Origin of the sequence: Microbacterium oleivorans (genome assembly GCF_013389665.1) — a bacterium.
Lineage (GTDB): Bacteria > Actinomycetota > Actinomycetes > Actinomycetales > Microbacteriaceae > Microbacterium > Microbacterium oleivorans_C.
In genome coordinates this window covers 1469937-1484698 of the sequence record NZ_CP058316.1, presented here as the reverse complement: position 1 = coordinate 1484698, position 14762 = coordinate 1469937, and the positions used below count along the sequence as shown (strand labels likewise).

The following is a 14762-nucleotide window of genomic DNA, read 5'->3' as shown; positions in this document are numbered from 1 at the left end:
CCTTTCCCGTGCGTAACGATGTGTCCCTCGACCGTATCGGGGTCGGCCCACGGGGCGCGACTAGAATCGGGATGCCGTCGCCTGCGGCATCCCGCGCCGATCGGCGCCCATCCCCAACGACCATTTGGAGCCACCTGTGGCCGAGCAGTCCCGTCTCGACAAAGTCATCGCCCTCGCCCGCCATCGCGGGTTCGTCTTCCAGGCGGGCGAGATCTACGGCGGTTCGCGCTCCGCGTGGGATTACGGCCCCCTCGGCACGGAGCTGAAGGAGAACATCCGGCGGCAGTGGTGGCAGACCTTCGTGCGCGGCCGCGGCGACATGGTGGGCCTGGACTCCTCGATCATCCTGCCCAAGCGCGTGTGGGAGGCCTCGGGCCACGTCGCGACGTTCACCGACCCGCTCGTCGAGTGCCTGCAGTGCCACAAGCGGTTCCGCGAGGACACCCTCATCGAAGACTTCGAGGCGCGCAAGGGCCGCACGGCCGAGAACGGTCTCGGCGACGTGCCGTGCCCGAACTGCGGCACGAAGGGGCAGTACACCGAGCCCAAGTCGTTCTCGGGCCTCGTGAAGACCTACCTCGGCGTCGTCGACGACGAGTCGGGCCTGTACTTCCTGCGCCCCGAGACGGCCCAGGGCATCTTCGTGAACTTCTCGAACGTCCTCACCGCGAGCCGCAAGAAGCCGCCGTTCGGCATCGGCCAGGTGGGCAAGGCGTTCCGCAACGAGATCACGCCCGGGAACTTCATCTTCCGCACGCGCGAGTTCGAGCAGATGGAGATCGAGTTCTTCACCCCGCCCGCCGAGGCGCAGGAGTGGTTCGAGCACTGGGTCGAGGCCTGCTGGGACTGGTTCATCGAGCTCGGCATCGACGCCGACAACATGCGCCGGTTCGACGTGCCCGAGGACGACCGGGCGCACTACTCCGCCGGCACGATCGACGTCGAGTACCGCTTCGGGTTCCCGGGCAAGGAGTGGGGTGAGCTCATGGGCGTGGCGAACCGCACCGACTACGACCTGGGCAGCCACTCCGAGGCATCCGGTCAGTCGCTGACCTACTTCGATCAGGCATCCGGCGAGAAGTACACCCCGTACGTCATCGAGCCCTCGTTCGGCCTGACCCGCGCCATGATGGCGTTCCTCGTGGACGCGTACGACGAGGAGCAGGTGCCCAACGCGAAGGGCGGCGTCGACACCCGTACCGTGCTGCGCCTGGACCCGCGCCTGGCTCCCGTGAAGGTCGCCGTGCTGCCGCTGAGTCGCAACGAGCGCCTGTCGCCGCTGGCCCGCGAGGTCGCCGACACGCTCCGCGGCCGCGGCTGGAACATCGACTTCGACGACGCGGGTGCGATCGGTCGCCGCTACCGCCGACAGGACGAGGTCGGCACGCCGTTCTGCGTCACCGTCGACTTCGACTCGCTCGATGACCGCGCCGTCACTGTGCGTGATCGCGACACGATGGCGCAGGAGCGCATCGCGCTCGACGCCCTCGAGGGCTACCTGGCCGAGCGCCTGCGCGGCGCCTGACCCCGCCCGACGACCGAGCGGATGCCGCGCGGTCGGGCGCGCGGGCGCGGGCTAGGACTTCGCGGCGGCCTTGGCGGCCCGCTTGTGCTCGCGCACCTTGGTCAGCGACTCGGGCGAGACGATGTCGGCGACCGAGCGGAACGACCCCTCGTCGCCGTAGGAGCCGGCCGCCTCGCGCCACCCGTCGCCGGTGAAGCCGTACTGCTTGCCGAGCAGGGCGAGGAAGATCTTCGCCTTCTGCTCGCCGAAGCCCGGCAGCGCCTTCAGGCGCTTCAGGACCGTCGCGCCGTCGGGGTCTCCCGAGGTCCAGATCGCCGACGCGTCGCCGCCCCAGTCGTCGACGATGGTCTGGCAGAGGGTCTGCACCCGCCCCGCCATCGACCCGGGGAAGCGATGGACAGCCGGGGTGCGGCGGAACAGCTCCACGAACTCCTCGGGGTCGTAGCCCGCGATCGCGGACGCGTCGACCGAGCCCGCGCGCTCGCGGATCTTCAGCGGCCCCGTGAACGCGGTCTCCATGGCGATCTGCTGGTCCAGCAGCATCCCGATCAGCAGGGCGAGGGGGTTCTCGGTCAGCAGTTCGTCGGCGGCGGCGTCATCGGTGATGTGCAGGCTCATGCATCCATGCTCTCACCGGCGACGAGGCGGCAGGATGGGAGCATGACGGATCTGGTGAGCCACGCCCGCGACACCCGGGTCGTCGTGGTGGGCGGCGGTATGGCGGGCATCGTGGCGGCCCTCGAATGCGCCCGCCTGGGACTGCGCGTGACGCTCTTCGAGGCCGAGGAGCACCTCGGCGGATCGCTCGACCGCGTGACGCTCGGCGATCTCGACGTGGATGCCGCCGCCGACGGCTACCCGTCGTCGGCGAAGACCATCGCGCGCCTGGTCGACGAGGTCGGGTTGGCCGGCGACGCGGTGACCGCGCGGAACGACGCGCTCTGGCTCGCCGCAGGTCCGCACGGCGCCGCGCCGGCACCGGCCGAGACGGTGTTCGGCATCCCCGCCAACCCGTGGGCGCACGACGTGCGCCGGCACATCGAGACCCGCGGCGCGTGGCGCGCCTACCTCGACCGCCTCCGCCCGCCGCTGACGGTCGGGCGTCGGCGCAGTCTCGGTGAGCTCGTCGCGTCGCGCATGGGGGAGCGTGTCCGAGACCGGCTGGTGGCGCCCTACGCGCTGTCGGTGCACGGCGTCGCCCCCGAGTTCATCGACGTCGATGTCGCCGCGCCCGGGCTCAACCCCGCGCTGACACGCACCGGCTCGCTCAGCGGTGCCGTCGCCCAGACTCTCCGCGCGAGCAGCAGCGAACGGCTCGCGCCGCGGGGCGGTCTGTTCCGGCTGGTCGACGCGCTGGCCGCACGGCTCGAGGACTTCGACGTCGAGATCCGCACCGGCACCCCGGTGGCAGCGCTCCGCCGGGACGGCGCCGCGTGGCTCGTCGAGACGCCCGCGGGCGACGATCCCGCAGCCCCGTCCGTCACCGCCGATCTGCTGGTGCTCGCCGTCGACGAGGATGCCGCGCGGCGCCTGCTGTCGCCGCACGTCGAGCTGCCGCCGAGCGCCGAACCGCGGCCGGAGCCCCTCGATGTGGTGATGCTGCGCGTGGGCGGCGTGTCGCTGCCCGACCGCGGCTCGCTCGTGATCGGCGGCGGTGCCCGGCCGGCCTCGGTCCGGCCGGTCTCGCAGACGTGGGAGTGGCTGGAGGCGGCGCTGCCGGACGATGAGCACATCCTGCGCGTCACGCTCCCGTGGACCGACGCGTCCGATGCCACCGTCGTGGCGGCGGCTCGGGAGGCGGCATCCGACCTGCTCGGTGTCGGCATCGAGGCCGCCGCCGTCCGCTCGGCCGCGCGGGTCACGTATTCGCGCGCGGCGCCGGGGTCGCTCCTCGGCCACGCCGACGCCGTCGCCGCCATCCGAGAGCGCGCGCGAGCCGTGCCGGGGCTGGCCGTCGTAGGCGGCTGGCTGTCGGGCAACAGCCTCGACCGCGTCGCGGCCGATGCCGTCGCCGAGGCCGACGCGGCGCGCCATGCCGTGCTCTGGCGCGGGGTCGATCCGGCATGATAGCGGGGTCCGGGAGGTTTCGGGAGTGGATACCCGGCACGGCATACGGCGATAGCCTGGGACGACGCAGCAACGTCGAACGTGAGGAGACCCCATGAGGGGCAAGATTGGCATCGCCGTCGGACTCGCCGCGGGCTACGTGCTCGGGGCACGCGCCGGGCGTCAGCGATACGAGCAGATCAAAGACAAGGCTCAGCAGGTCTGGGAGCTCGAGCCGGTGCAGAAGCAGGTCGCGAAGGTCACCGAGCTCGGCAAGTCGGCCGCTCTCGCCGTCCCGAGCGTCGTCTGGGACAGCGCGAAGAAGGTCGTCAAGGCGGCGGGCAAGAAGGGGTCGCCGGGCGAGAAGCTCGACGCCACCCTCGCCCAGGGGGAGAAGGCCGCGAGCGATGTCCGCAAGGCCGCCGAGCGCGACGCCCGCAAGGTCGCCGACGCGAGCGCCGTGGCGGACAGCTGAGATGAGCACGCCCCGCGGATTCCGCGATCGCGCCGACGACAGCCTGCTCACCCTCATCGGCGAGATCCCCGAGCTCGTCCGCAACCTGGTCGTGGCCGAGATCGACTCGGCCAAGGCATGGGCGAAGAAGACGGGCAAGGATGCCGGCATGGGCGGCGTCTGGTTCATCGTCGCGCTGTTCTTCCTCTTCTGGACGATCCCCGCGATCGGCGCCTTCGCCATCATCGGACTGTCGTCGTGGCTGCCGGCCTGGGCCTCGTCGCTCATCGTGATCGGCATCCTGCTCGTCATCGCCATCGTGTTCGCGCTGCTCGGGCTGATGCGCTTCAAGCGCCTCAGCTCGCGCCAGAACCCCGCGCAGGCGGTCTCCGCCGACGCCAAGATCGTGAAGGAAGTGGCCGATGAGTTCTGATCTTCCCAACACAGCGGTGCCCCTCGGCATCAGCGACCCCGTCGAGAAGGCGCGAGCCGAGCTCAAGGCCGCCCTCGCGGCGATCGAGCACAAGGCCAATCTCCCCAAGCGGGCCATCGTCGCGACCGATCGGGCGACGCGTGAGGCGCAGGCCTACGCGCGCGACAATCCGGCCGGCGCCGCCGCGGCGGCCGTCGCGGTCGCCGTCACCGTCGGCGCCGTGGTCTGGGGGATCGCGCGGCTCATCGCCCGCTGACCCTGTCGCCGAGACCCGATCGATACGCGCGCGCGAGCGTGCCTCCGTGGACACGGGGGTATGCTCGGAAACGAGGCAGCGGCGATGGAGCGGGTGCTGCCGATGTTGCGTATCCGGGATGCATCGCCCGGGTGCATGATCGCGCGTCGGCCGCTCTCCTGAGAGCGGCGTCGCCTCATGAGAGCCACGAAATGGATCCCGAGTCCCATATCGCAGAGTCGCAGAAGCCGCTGCGCGGCTGGCGGGTGCTCGTGCCTCGCGGCGGGCCCTGGGGAGACCAGGTGGCCGCCCTGCTGCGGTCGCACGGTGCCACGCCCGTCATCGCACCGCTGGTGAACTTCGCCCCCACCACCGAGGTCGCCGAGCTCGACGCGGCGCTGGCCGATCTGGCCGCGGGGGCGTTCGACTGGATCACCCTGACGAGCGCGACGACGGTCGACGTCCTCTACGCCTACCGTGCCGAGATCCCCGCCCACACGCGCGTCGCCGCCGTGGGCGAGACGACCGCCGCCGCGCTGACGGCGATGGGGTACCGCGTCGACCTCGTGCCCGAGGAGGACGACTCCGCCGCCGGCTTGGCCGAGCAGATCATCGCGATCGAGTCCGCGCCGACCCGCGTGCTCGCCCTGCGGAGCGAAGTGGCCAAGCCGGTTCTCACCCGCATGCTGATCGAGGCCGGGCACGAGGTGCGCAGCGTCGTCGCCTACCGCACCGTCGGGGTTCCGGTCACCGAGCGCATCGCCGCCGACGTGGCGAGCGGGCGCATCAACGCGGTGCTCGTCACCAGCGGATCCGTCGCCGAGCAGGTCAGCGAGCAGTTCCCCGACCTGCCTGAGACGACGCTCGTGGCCGCGATCGGCCCGCGCACGGCCCGCGACGCCCGCAAACTGGGGCTCGCCGTCGACGTCGTCGCCGCCGAGACCACCATCCCCTCGCTGATCGAGGTGATCGGGCGCCAGCCGACCCCGGCTGCCGACGGCGCGGCATCCTGATCCGCCCCGAAGGGAACGCCGCGATCGTTGCCGGTCTGTGAGCATCCGCGGGCGAGCGGCCTGGCAGACTGGGAGCATGGTGACCCTGCTGCTCGATTCGGCGCAGCTCGAAGTCGTCCTCTCGGCGACCGAGCGTGCCGCGACATTCCGCAAGCGGAATGTCGCGGTCGCCCGCGAGCACATCACGAAGGTGCAGCTCACCGACGACGCGTGGTCGTGGTTGCGCGGCGTACCCCGCCCGGGCCTGCTGGTGCCCTCGGTCATCGCCTCCGGCTCGTTCGAGTCGGCCGGCGGAGTGGACTTCGTGCTGGTGCGCCGCCGCCGCCCGTCGGTCGTGATCGACCTGGACGGTGATGCGGAGTTCCAGCGGATGGTGCTGACCACCCGTCACGGACTCGCGCTCGTGCGCGCGCTGCGACTGGACGTCGAGGACGAGCCGGCTGACGTCGCCGATCTCGTCACCGGCTGACGAGCGGTCGCACGACGACGCGTCAGACGACGTCTCGTCGCCACGAGACGACGTAGCCGACGACGGCGAAGACGAGGGCGTACCCGGCGAGCACGAGGCCGCCGGCCCACCACTCCAGCGGCTGCGCGGGTCCGCCGCCCATGACGGCGTAGATGCTGTCTCCGGCGAGGGCGTCGGAGGCGGCGCCGGGGAGGAAGCGCACCACGTCGGCCAGTCCATCGACGAGCCCGGCGCCGACGCGCGCGATCGGCTCGACGAACTGCGTGAACGCGAGGATGCCGACGACCGCGGCGATCTGATTGCGGATCAGCGTGCCGAGCGCGATACCCACGAGCACCCACAGGACGAGCGCGAGGACCATACGGGCGATGAATGCCCACGTCTCGGCGCGCCCGAACTGGGGGTCGACGCCGAACACGGCCAGCATCCCGCCGCCGGCGGCGACGGAGGATCCGACCGCGGCGAGACCGAACACCAGGCCCATCACGACCCCGGCGAGCATCTTCGCCGTCAGCGCGACACCGCGGCGCGGGGTGGCCAGGAAGGTCGGGGTGAGGGTCTTGTGGCGGTACTCGCCGGTCACCAGCAGCGACCCGACCACGAGCGGGAAGACGTACCCCATCGCCGTCGCGAGGCCGTAGATGAGGCTGGGGACGCGCTCGCCCAGCCCGGCCGGCAGGTTCGCCCCCGCGAGCGCGCCGGACTCGCCGGCCGCGAGGAGGGCCCCCATGCCGCCGGCCGTGCCGCCGATGTACAGCACGAGCACGATGAGCAGGATCCACCACACCGAGGTCGAGAACTGCTTCGTCAGCTCGGACCGGGTCGCGTTCAGCAGGCTCACGACTCCGCCTCCTCGGCGCGGGTGTCCGCAGAAGGGGGAGTGGCGGTGGCGGACGGGTGCACCCGCGTCCCGCTGACCAGTTCGAGGAAGACCTCCTCGAATGCCGGTCCCTTCCGCTGCAGTGCGGTCAGCGCGATCCCGGACGCGGCGGCGATGCGCCCGACGGTCGCGGCGTCCGCGCCGCGGACGGCCAGCCCGGTGCGGCGCTCGTCGGTCTGGTAGCCGGCCGCGGCGAGGGCGGCGCGCAGGGCGGACCGGTCGTCGGCGTCGACGACGGTCGCGATCTCGTCGGGGGGAACGACCGTGTCGATGCCGCCCTGGTAGACGAGCCGTCCGCGCGTGATGATCATGAGCGCGTCCACCGATTGCTGCACCTCGGCGAGGAGGTGCGACGAGACGAGCACGGTGCGCCCCTCCTGGGCGAGATCGCGCAGGAAACGGCGGATCCAGCGGATGCCCTCGGGGTCGAGCCCGTTCGTGGGCTCGTCCAGGACGAGCACCCCGGGGTCGCCGAGCAGGGCGTAGGCCAGCCCGAGGCGCTGGCGCATCCCGAGCGAGAACCCGCCGACCTTGCGGCCCGCCACGTCACCGAGACCGACCAGGCCGAGAGTCTCATCGACGCGCGAGGTCCGGATGCCGGCGGCGTGGGCGTACACCCGCAGGTGCGCCGCGGCAGATCGCCCGGGGTGGAAGCTCGAGGCCTCGAGCACGGCGCCGACGGTCTGCAGCGGGTGTCGGAGTTCGCGATACCGCTGCCCGCCGATGGTCGCCGAGCCGGAGGTGGCCGAGACGAGCCCGAGCAGGATCCGCAGCGTCGTGGTCTTGCCCGCGCCGTTGGGGCCGAGGAAGCCGGTGACGGTGCCCGGTTCGACGCGGCCCGTCAATGCGTCGACGGCCGACACGGGGCCGAATCGCTTGGTCACCTCGGAGAATTCCACGACCTGTCCGCTTGTCATCGCACCCCCTCTGGCCGGATGGTATACGCCCCATCCTGCCCGACCCGTCGTGCCGATCGCGAACCGCGGTGCCCGGTCGCCCGTTTCGGGCCGGGCGTTCGCCGGCGGTAGCGTGACGATCGTGACCGCCCTCGCCGCATCCGATCCGCACGTCCGAGTCCGCGTCGATCGCGCGGTCGGGCACCTGACGCTCGACCGGCCCCGCGCCATCAATGCGCTGGATCTCGGCATGGTCAGAGCCCTCGCCGCGGCGCTGGACGCGTGGGAGCACGATCCGGGCGTCGACGCCGTGCTGCTGGACGGCGCGGGCGATCGCGGGCTGTGCGCGGGCGGGGATGTCCGCGGGCTCCACGACCAGGTCGTCGCCGGCGACGTCCGGGCGGCCGCGGAGTTCTTCCGGGCCGAGTACGCCCTCAACGCCCGCATCGGCTCGTACCCCAAGCCCGTCATCGTCTTCGCGGACGGGGTCACGATGGGCGGCGGGATCGGGCTGGCCGGCCACGCCGCCGTGCGGGTGGCGACCGAGCGGTCGCGCCTGGCGATGCCCGAGGTGCGCATCGGATTCACCCCCGACGTCGGCGGGAGCCTGCTCCTGGCCCGCGCCCCCGGGCGCGTCGGCGAGTATCTCGCGCTGACGGGCGAGTCGATGGATGCCGCGGACGCGGTGTACGCGGGCTTCGCCGACCACCTCGTCCCCGCCGAGCGCCTGGACGACCTCCGCGATGCGCTGGTCTCGCGCGCCGACCCGCACACCGCGACGGAGCTCGTGCTGCTGTTCGACGAGACGGCGGGCCCGTCGGCGCTGCAGGCCGCGCGTCCCTGGATCGACGACGCGTTCTCGGCGGCGACCGTCGACGAGATCCTCGAGCGGCTGCGCTCGCGGCCCGAGGAGGCGGCGCACGAGACCGCACGGGCGCTCGACGCGCTGCCGCCGACCGCGCTCGCCGTCACCCTGGCCGCCGTCCGCTCGGCGCGCAGCCTGGCCGACCTGCGCGCCGTCCTCGCGCAGGAGTACCGGCTGGTGATGTGGTTCGCCACCACGCAGCCCGACCTCGTCGAGGGGATCCGGGCGCGCCTGGTCGACAAGGACGGCGCGCCGCGCTGGTCGCCCGCATCCCGGGCCGACCTGCCCGCCGACACCGTCGAGCGGGCGTTCGCGTTCGAGCCCGACCTCGCCCTATGGACTGACTGAGTCCCCGCGGCCGGTCGGGCTGCGTGCCGACGGGACGTAATAGTCTCGGGATGCTGTGCGCCCGTATCCGAGCGAGCGCGTGCGGCGCGAGGGAGGTTCCGTGTTCGACAGCCCGCTGTCCGCGTCGGCGTACGACGTGCTCGGGGTCGCCCACGACGTCGACGACGACGAGCTGCGACGCGCCTACCGGCTGCGCCTGCGACAGACCCACCCCGACACCGGCGGCGACGCCGTGCAGTTCGTCCAGGTGCAGCGGGCCTGGGACCTGGTGGGCACGGCGGCCGCCCGGGCCTCGTACGACCGCGGTCACGGGTTCGGGGACGCTCCGTCGTTCTCGCCGGATGCCCCGACGTGGCGTCCCGCGCAGCGTCCGGCCGACACCCGGCCCCGCGCCCGTTCGTTCGGCCAGCCCGGCGGCTGGCGCCGCGAGCGCTACCTGACCCTGGTGCGCGAGTGGGTCGGCCGCGGTGCGCCGCTGGAGGATCCGTACGACCCGGCGCTGGTGCGCACGGCTCCCCACGAGATCCGGCGCCTGCTCGCCGACGCGCTGGCCGAGGAGGCCACCGCCCGCGTAGTGGCCGAGCTGGGGATGGGTTACACCGTGTGGCACGACGTCGCCGCCGACCCGCGCGATCCGGAGGTCAAGCTCGACCACGTCGTGCTCGGACCGTCGGGCCTGTACGCCGTGCTGTCGGAGGACTTCGGCACGCCCGTGCGCATGCGTCGCGGCGACCTCGTCGGCGAGGGCGTGGACGCCCCGGTCGCGACCCTCGTGCAGCGGGCGCGTGCCCTCGGCCGGGCGGCGCGGGTGAAGTTCAGCGGTGCGATCGTCGTGCTGCCCGACGACGACGTCGCTCAGGCCATCGAGGAGCTCGGTCGCGTGCGCGGCCTCGTCGTGGCCGTCGTGGGGCGCTCTGCGCTGTCGACCGTGCTCCGGCGCGGCGTGGCGGGAGCACGCGAGATCGGCGGCAACGAGCTCTTCGACGTGCGTACCCGGCTGCAGCAGACGGTCCGGTTCGTCTGATTCCGCTCAGTCGATGAGTCCCCAGAGCTCGAGGGGGTGGCTCAGACGCCACCACCCGTCGGGGTCGGGGAGGTCGCCGGCGAGGGTGAGCGGTGTCGTGGCCGTTCCCAGGGGGCCCGACAGGGTCAGCTCGCCCACGGAATCACCGGCGGTCCGGTCGTCGCCGAGGTCGAACGCCGCGGCGGCCTGCGCGCCGTCGCCGTTCCAGAGGGCGACGCGCACGTCGGCCTCGGTCACGATGTCGGCCGTGGCCCCCCACGACGTCGTCGCCGTCCCCGCCAGCGTGCCCGCGGCGAGCGTCGGCGAGGCGGCGACCTCGGCCAGCGTCCGCTCGAGCAGGGCCGCCGTGGCCGCGTGCCGGGTGTCGTCGTCGGGCTGCCCGAGCACGACGGCGTAGGCGCGCACGGGCGTTCCGTCGAACACGGCATCCTGGGCGGCGACGAGGTTGAACGAACCGAACAGGCTGCCGGTCTTGACCCCGACGACAGCGGGATCGGCGAGCAGCCGATTGGTGTTCTCGACGAGGCCCGCCCCGGGGAGCTCGACCGACCGCTGCGCGACGATCTCGGCGATCACCGGGTGCCCCATCGCCACGCGGCCGAGGGCGACGACGGATGCCGGGTCGGCGAGATTGCCGGGATCGATGCCGCTCGAGTCGACGACCGTCACGCCGGCGAGCCCGTGCTCCCGCAGCCAGGCGCCGGCCGCGTCGGCGTAGACGTCCTCGTTCGGCCACAGCTCGGACACGAGCCGGTCGGCGTAGTTGTTGGCCGACCCGATGAGCACGCCCTGCAGCAGCTGGTACTGCGTGAGCGTGCCCCCCACGGGGACGTCGAGAGCCGACTGGTCGTCGGCGAGGTACGAGCGGTACTCGCGGCGATCCGCGGCGGTGAAGGCGAAAGCCGGGCCCTGCTCGCCGGCGCCGAGAGGCATCTGGTCGAGGACCACCAGGGCGGTGACCAGCTTGGTGATGCTCGCGATCGACGCGGCGTCGTCACCGGTGGACACCGTGGCGCCCAGCCCGTCGACGGCGGTGGCGCCGGCACCCTCCGCCGGCCAGGCGGGTGCGGCCGCGACCGCGGCGGGAGCCGCGACCATGGCCGGCAGCACGTCGGGAGCGACGGCGTGCAGCGGCCACAGCAGGGTCGCGGCGGCGTACCCGCCGGCCACGAGGGTCGCCACAGCCGCGACCGGCAGCGCGGTGCTCGCCCGCACCGGCGAGCGGCGGGGCCGCTCGACCAGCAGATCGGCGTGCGCCAGCGCGTACGGACCCGCCGACGCGGCGAGCTCGCGGCGAGGGCTGCGCCCCGCGACATCCTCGTCGTCGACCCATGCGAGCGCGGTGCGGGCGGGCGTGGTGCTGCGCTCGCGTGACGCACGCCGCGTGGCCGCGGGCGCGTCGGGAGAACTCACCCGCCCAACGTACCTCCCCGTCGCGACGTATACTTCATCCACAACCACGGGAGTCCGGTGAGCCGGGCTGAGAGGAAGCGACCCACGCTTCGACCGTCGAACCTGATCCGGATCATGCCGGCGCAGGGAGGAGAGAACATGAACGCTGCTGCGTCCACGACGACCGGGCCCACCGGCCACCGCCCCGCCACCACGGGCCGCTTCCGCTGGCGGGTGGTCGACATCGTCATCGCGAGCGTGATCGGCGTGGCCTGCGCCGCGGTGTTCCTGCTGTGGAACGTGGGCTACGAGGCGCCCTCGTCGCTGCTCACCCCGCTGCTGCCCGGGGTGCAGGGCCTGCTCGCCGGCCCGTGGCTCATCGCGGGCGTTCTCGGTGCGCTCATCATCCGCAAGCCGGGAGCGGCCATCTACACCGAGCTGCTCGCCGCGGTGATCTCCGCGCTCGTCGGCAACCAGTGGGGGCCGCTGACGATCGTCTCGGGCATCGTGCAGGGCCTGGGCGCCGAGCTCGTCTTCCTCCTCTTCCTCTACGCGTCGTGGCGCCTGCCCGTCGCCGTGCTCGCCGGCGCCGGGGCCGGGCTCGCCTGCGGCATCAACGACCGCGTGCTGTGGTACCCCGGTGCCGACACGCTCTTCACCTCGGTCTACATCGCCTCGACGACCGTCTCGGGTGCCGTCGTCGCGGGCCTCGGTGCCTGGCTCATCACCCGCGCCCTCGCCCGCACCGGAGCGCTCGGTCGATTCGCCGCGGGGCGCGAAGCGACCACGCGCGTCTGACGGTGACCGGACCGGGGGCGTCGCGGCCGGCCGTCCTCGAGGCGCGCGACTGGGGATGGCGCTATGCGACCCGCCGGGCCTGGGCGGTCCGCGACACGACGTTCCGCATCGAGGCCGGCGAACGGGTGCTCCTGCTCGGCGCCTCAGGCTCGGGCAAGTCGACGCTTCTGCAGGGGCTGGCCGGCGTGCTCGGCGGAGCGGACGAGGGCGAGCAGCTCGGCACGCTGCACATCGACGGCCGGCCGGCCGCGGCGGCGCGGGGGCGCACCGGGCTCGTCCTGCAGGATCCCGACAGCCAGACCATCCTCGCCCGGGTCGGTGATGACGTCGCGTTCGGGTGCGAGAATCTGGGCGTCCCGCGCGACGACATCTGGCCGCGCGTGCGTGAGGCGCTCGACGCGGTCGGACTCGAGGTCGCGCTCGATCGCGGGACCTCGGCGCTCTCGGGCGGCCAGAAGCAGCGGCTCGCGCTCGCCGGAGTCGTGGCCATGCGTCCGGGGGCGCTGCTGCTGGACGAGCCGACCGCCAACCTCGACCCCCGCGGCGTGACCGAGGTGCGCGACGCCGTGGCGCGCGTGCTGGATGCCACCGGCGCCACGCTCGTGGTGATCGAGCACCGGATCGGCGCCTGGCTACCGCTCGTGGACCGGGTCGTCGTCCTCGGCGAGGGAGGCGGGGTCGTCGCCGACGGCACTCCCGCCGCCGTGCTCGAGGCGCGCGGACCGGAGTTGGCGGCGGCGGGGGTGTGGGTGCCCGGGATCCGGCCACCGTTCCCGGCGCCCCCGGTCGCCACGCCGGGTGCGGCGCTGGTGCGGACCGAGGCGCTCGTCGTCGGTCGGGACCGACCGGCCGCGGGGCCGATCGACCTCGAGGTCCGCGCCGGCGAGGTGCTGGGCGTGGTCGGTCCGAACGGCGCGGGCAAGTCCACGCTCGGGTTGACGCTCGCCGGGCTGCTCCCGGCCCGGGCGGGCACGGTCACGGCCGCGCCCGAGCTCGCCGCCGGCGCCGCCATCGCGGGCTCGCGGTGGGGACGGGGGCGGGGACGGCGCCGTGCCGGCGCGGCCGACCGCGCCGATCCGGCCGCGTGGACCTCGACAGCGCTGCTGACCCGGATCGGGGCTGTGCTGCAGGAGCCCGAACATCAGATCCTCCGCACCACGGTGCGGCACGAGCTCGAGGTCGGTCCCCGCGCTCTCGGTCTGCCCGAGCCCGAGATCGCCGCCCGTGTCGACGACCTCCTGGGCCGGCTGCGGCTGGACCGGCTCGCCGCGGCGAATCCGTACACGCTCTCGGGAGGCGAGAAGCGCCGCCTGACCGTCGCCGCGGTCCTGGCCGCGCGGCCCCGTGTGATGGTCCTCGATGAGCCGACCTTCGGCCAGGATGCGCGCACGTGGGCCGAGCTGGTCGCGATCATCGCGGCGCTGCGCGACGGTGTCGACGACCGCGGCCCGCTCGCGATCGCGGCCATCACGCACGACGCCGCGGTCCTCGACGCCCTCGCGGCCCGCCGATTCGAGCTGCGCACCCCCACGGCGCCCGGTGGTCTCCGGGGAGTGCGACGGTGAGCGCTGTCGCACCGTCCGCCGAGCCGTCCCTGCGCCGCGGTCGCGGCGTCGCGTCGCTGAACCCGGTCGCCAAACTCGCCGCCGCGCTCCTCATCGCGCTGCCGCTGGTCGTGACGATCGATCCGGTGTCGGCCGGCGTCGCCCTCGCGCTCGAGCTCCCGCTGCTGCTCGCCGCGGGGGTGGGGGTGCGCCGCTTCTGGCTCCGTACCCTGCCGCTGTGGCTCGCCGCGCCCGCGGCCGCGGCGACGATCACGCTCTACGGCCAGCAGAGCGGCACGGTGCTGTTCTCCTGGCTGTTCGTCACCGTCAGCGAGGGGTCGCTCGCCCTCGGCCTGGCGGCGGGGCTCCGGGTGCTCGCGATCGGGCTGCCGGCCGTGGTGCTGTTCGTCACCGTCGACCCCACCGATCTCGCCGACGGCCTCGCCCAGATCCTGCGACTGCCCGCGCGCTTCGTCGTGGGCGGGCTGGCCGGCATGCGGATGCTGGGGCTGCTGGCCGAGGACTGGCGCTCGCTCGCCCTGGCGCGACGAGCCCGCGGCGTCGCCGACAGCGGACGCGTGCGCCGGGCGGCGGGCATGGCCTTCGCGCTGTTCGTGCTGGCGATCCGGCGGGGGTCGTCGCTGGCCACGGCCATGGAGTCGCGAGCGTTCGGCGCGCCCACCCCGCGGACCTGGGCGCGGCCCTCGCGCCTCGACGCCGCCGACGCGGTCCTCATGACGGCCGGACTGGCGATCTCGCTGATCGCGCTCGGAGTGTCGGTCGCCGTCGGTGCCTTCCACCCCGTCTTCGGCCCCGCCTGATCGGCGCCCCGCCTCGCCG

Annotated in this window: 16 protein-coding genes and 1 riboswitch; of the genes, 12 read left to right on the top strand and 4 right to left on the bottom strand. The window is 73.4% G+C overall.

Annotated elements, in window-relative coordinates; genetic code table 11:
• Positions 1-136: 136 nt before the first annotated feature.
• Positions 137-1525: a glycine--tRNA ligase gene (locus HW566_RS07105; protein WP_178011578.1), complete on the top strand. Its 1389-nt coding sequence runs from the start codon at positions 137-139 to the stop codon at positions 1523-1525.
• Positions 1526-1576: 51 nt separating this feature from the next.
• On the opposite strand, the gene HW566_RS07100 is transcribed toward HW566_RS07105, so the two are convergent.
• The gene (locus HW566_RS07100) at positions 1577-2143 is read right to left on the bottom strand and encodes an HhH-GPD-type base excision DNA repair protein (protein WP_178011576.1); all 567 of its coding nucleotides are present in this window, start codon (positions 2141-2143) and stop codon (positions 1577-1579) included.
• Positions 2144-2185: 42 nt separating this feature from the next.
• Here HW566_RS07100 and HW566_RS07095 point away from each other — a divergent pair, with 42 nt between their 5' ends.
• The 6 genes from HW566_RS07095 to HW566_RS07070 all read left to right on the top strand — a co-directional run bounded on the left by HW566_RS07095 (position 2186) and on the right by HW566_RS07070 (position 6175).
• Positions 2186-3592, top strand: a complete 1407-nt coding sequence (locus HW566_RS07095; RefSeq protein ID WP_178011574.1) for a protoporphyrinogen/coproporphyrinogen oxidase — start codon at positions 2186-2188, stop codon at positions 3590-3592.
• Positions 3593-3686: 94 nt separating this feature from the next.
• Positions 3687-4046 carry a hypothetical protein gene (locus tag HW566_RS07090; RefSeq protein WP_178011572.1) on the top strand — a complete coding sequence of 120 codons (360 nt, stop codon included), beginning with the start codon at positions 3687-3689 and terminating at the stop codon, positions 4044-4046.
• Between the two features lies 1 nt (position 4047).
• A complete protein-coding gene (locus HW566_RS07085; protein WP_178011571.1) occupies positions 4048-4458 on the top strand; it encodes a phage holin family protein in 411 nt (136 codons plus the stop codon).
• A complete protein-coding gene (locus tag HW566_RS07080) occupies positions 4448-4714 on the top strand; it encodes a hypothetical protein (RefSeq protein ID WP_178011570.1) in 267 nt (88 codons plus the stop codon). Before HW566_RS07085 ends, HW566_RS07080 begins: the two co-directional genes overlap by 11 nt.
• Before the next feature lie 191 nt (positions 4715-4905).
• Complete coding sequence (locus HW566_RS07075) at positions 4906-5706, top strand: uroporphyrinogen-III synthase (protein WP_178011569.1); 801 nt, start codon at positions 4906-4908, stop codon at positions 5704-5706.
• 76 nt (positions 5707-5782) lie between these two features.
• Complete coding sequence (locus HW566_RS07070) at positions 5783-6175, top strand: hypothetical protein (protein ID WP_178011568.1); 393 nt, start codon at positions 5783-5785, stop codon at positions 6173-6175.
• A gap of 22 nt (positions 6176-6197) precedes the next feature.
• On the opposite strand, the gene HW566_RS07065 is transcribed toward HW566_RS07070, so the two are convergent.
• Complete coding sequence (locus tag HW566_RS07065; protein WP_178011567.1) at positions 6198-7016, bottom strand: ABC transporter permease subunit; 819 nt, start codon at positions 7014-7016, stop codon at positions 6198-6200.
• Complete coding sequence (locus HW566_RS07060; RefSeq protein WP_178011566.1) at positions 7013-7972, bottom strand: ATP-binding cassette domain-containing protein; 960 nt, start codon at positions 7970-7972, stop codon at positions 7013-7015. Before HW566_RS07060 ends, HW566_RS07065 begins: the two co-directional genes overlap by 4 nt.
• A 121-nt stretch (positions 7973-8093) precedes the next feature.
• Here HW566_RS07060 and HW566_RS07055 point away from each other — a divergent pair, with 121 nt between their 5' ends.
• The gene (locus HW566_RS07055) at positions 8094-9164 is read left to right on the top strand and encodes an enoyl-CoA hydratase/isomerase family protein (protein ID WP_178011565.1); all 1071 of its coding nucleotides are present in this window, start codon (positions 8094-8096) and stop codon (positions 9162-9164) included.
• Between the two features lie 100 nt (positions 9165-9264).
• Positions 9265-10188 (top strand): nuclease-related domain-containing protein, encoded by a 924-nt coding sequence (locus HW566_RS07050; protein WP_178011564.1) that lies wholly within the window; start codon positions 9265-9267, stop codon positions 10186-10188.
• A 6-nt stretch (positions 10189-10194) separates the two neighbouring features.
• Here HW566_RS07050 and HW566_RS07045 read toward each other — a convergent pair whose 3' ends face one another.
• A complete protein-coding gene (locus HW566_RS07045; RefSeq protein ID WP_256728913.1) occupies positions 10195-11601 on the bottom strand; it encodes a D-alanyl-D-alanine carboxypeptidase family protein in 1407 nt (468 codons plus the stop codon).
• A 36-nt stretch (positions 11602-11637) separates the two neighbouring features.
• A riboswitch (TPP riboswitch) is annotated at positions 11638-11747 on the top strand.
• Between HW566_RS07045 and HW566_RS07040 the strand changes: the two genes are divergently transcribed.
• The 3 genes from HW566_RS07040 to HW566_RS07030 all read left to right on the top strand — a co-directional run bounded on the left by HW566_RS07040 (position 11740) and on the right by HW566_RS07030 (position 14743).
• On the top strand, positions 11740-12378 hold the full coding sequence (locus HW566_RS07040) for an ECF transporter S component (protein WP_178011561.1): 639 nt from the start codon (positions 11740-11742) through the stop codon (positions 12376-12378). It overlaps the preceding riboswitch by 8 nt.
• Before the next feature lie 2 nt (positions 12379-12380).
• Positions 12381-13943 carry an ABC transporter ATP-binding protein gene (locus HW566_RS07035; RefSeq protein ID WP_256728912.1) on the top strand — a complete coding sequence of 521 codons (1563 nt, stop codon included), beginning with the start codon at positions 12381-12383 and terminating at the stop codon, positions 13941-13943.
• Positions 13940-14743, top strand: coding sequence for an energy-coupling factor transporter transmembrane component T family protein (locus HW566_RS07030; RefSeq protein ID WP_256728911.1), 804 nt, complete (start codon positions 13940-13942; stop codon positions 14741-14743). Before HW566_RS07035 ends, HW566_RS07030 begins: the two co-directional genes overlap by 4 nt.
• Positions 14744-14762 lie beyond the last annotated feature (19 nt).

What these genes read in the sequence shown, in the direction of transcription:
- HW566_RS07100 (WP_178011576.1), bottom strand. Translation starts at nt 2,143, where the DNA reads ATGAGCCTGCACATCACCGATGACGCCGCCGCCGACGAACTGCTGACC.
- HW566_RS07095 (WP_178011574.1), top strand. Translation starts at nt 2,186, where the DNA reads ATGACGGATCTGGTGAGCCACGCCCGCGACACCCGGGTCGTCGTGGTG.
- HW566_RS07090 (WP_178011572.1), top strand. Translation starts at nt 3,687, where the DNA reads ATGAGGGGCAAGATTGGCATCGCCGTCGGACTCGCCGCGGGCTACGTG.
- HW566_RS07085 (WP_178011571.1), top strand. Translation starts at nt 4,048, where the DNA reads ATGAGCACGCCCCGCGGATTCCGCGATCGCGCCGACGACAGCCTGCTC.
- HW566_RS07080 (WP_178011570.1), top strand. Translation starts at nt 4,448, where the DNA reads ATGAGTTCTGATCTTCCCAACACAGCGGTGCCCCTCGGCATCAGCGAC.
- HW566_RS07075 (WP_178011569.1), top strand. Translation starts at nt 4,906, where the DNA reads ATGGATCCCGAGTCCCATATCGCAGAGTCGCAGAAGCCGCTGCGCGGC.
- HW566_RS07070 (WP_178011568.1), top strand. Translation starts at nt 5,783, where the DNA reads ATGGTGACCCTGCTGCTCGATTCGGCGCAGCTCGAAGTCGTCCTCTCG.
- HW566_RS07060 (WP_178011566.1), bottom strand. Translation starts at nt 7,972, where the DNA reads ATGACAAGCGGACAGGTCGTGGAATTCTCCGAGGTGACCAAGCGATTC.
- HW566_RS07040 (WP_178011561.1), top strand. Translation starts at nt 11,740, where the DNA reads ATGAACGCTGCTGCGTCCACGACGACCGGGCCCACCGGCCACCGCCCC.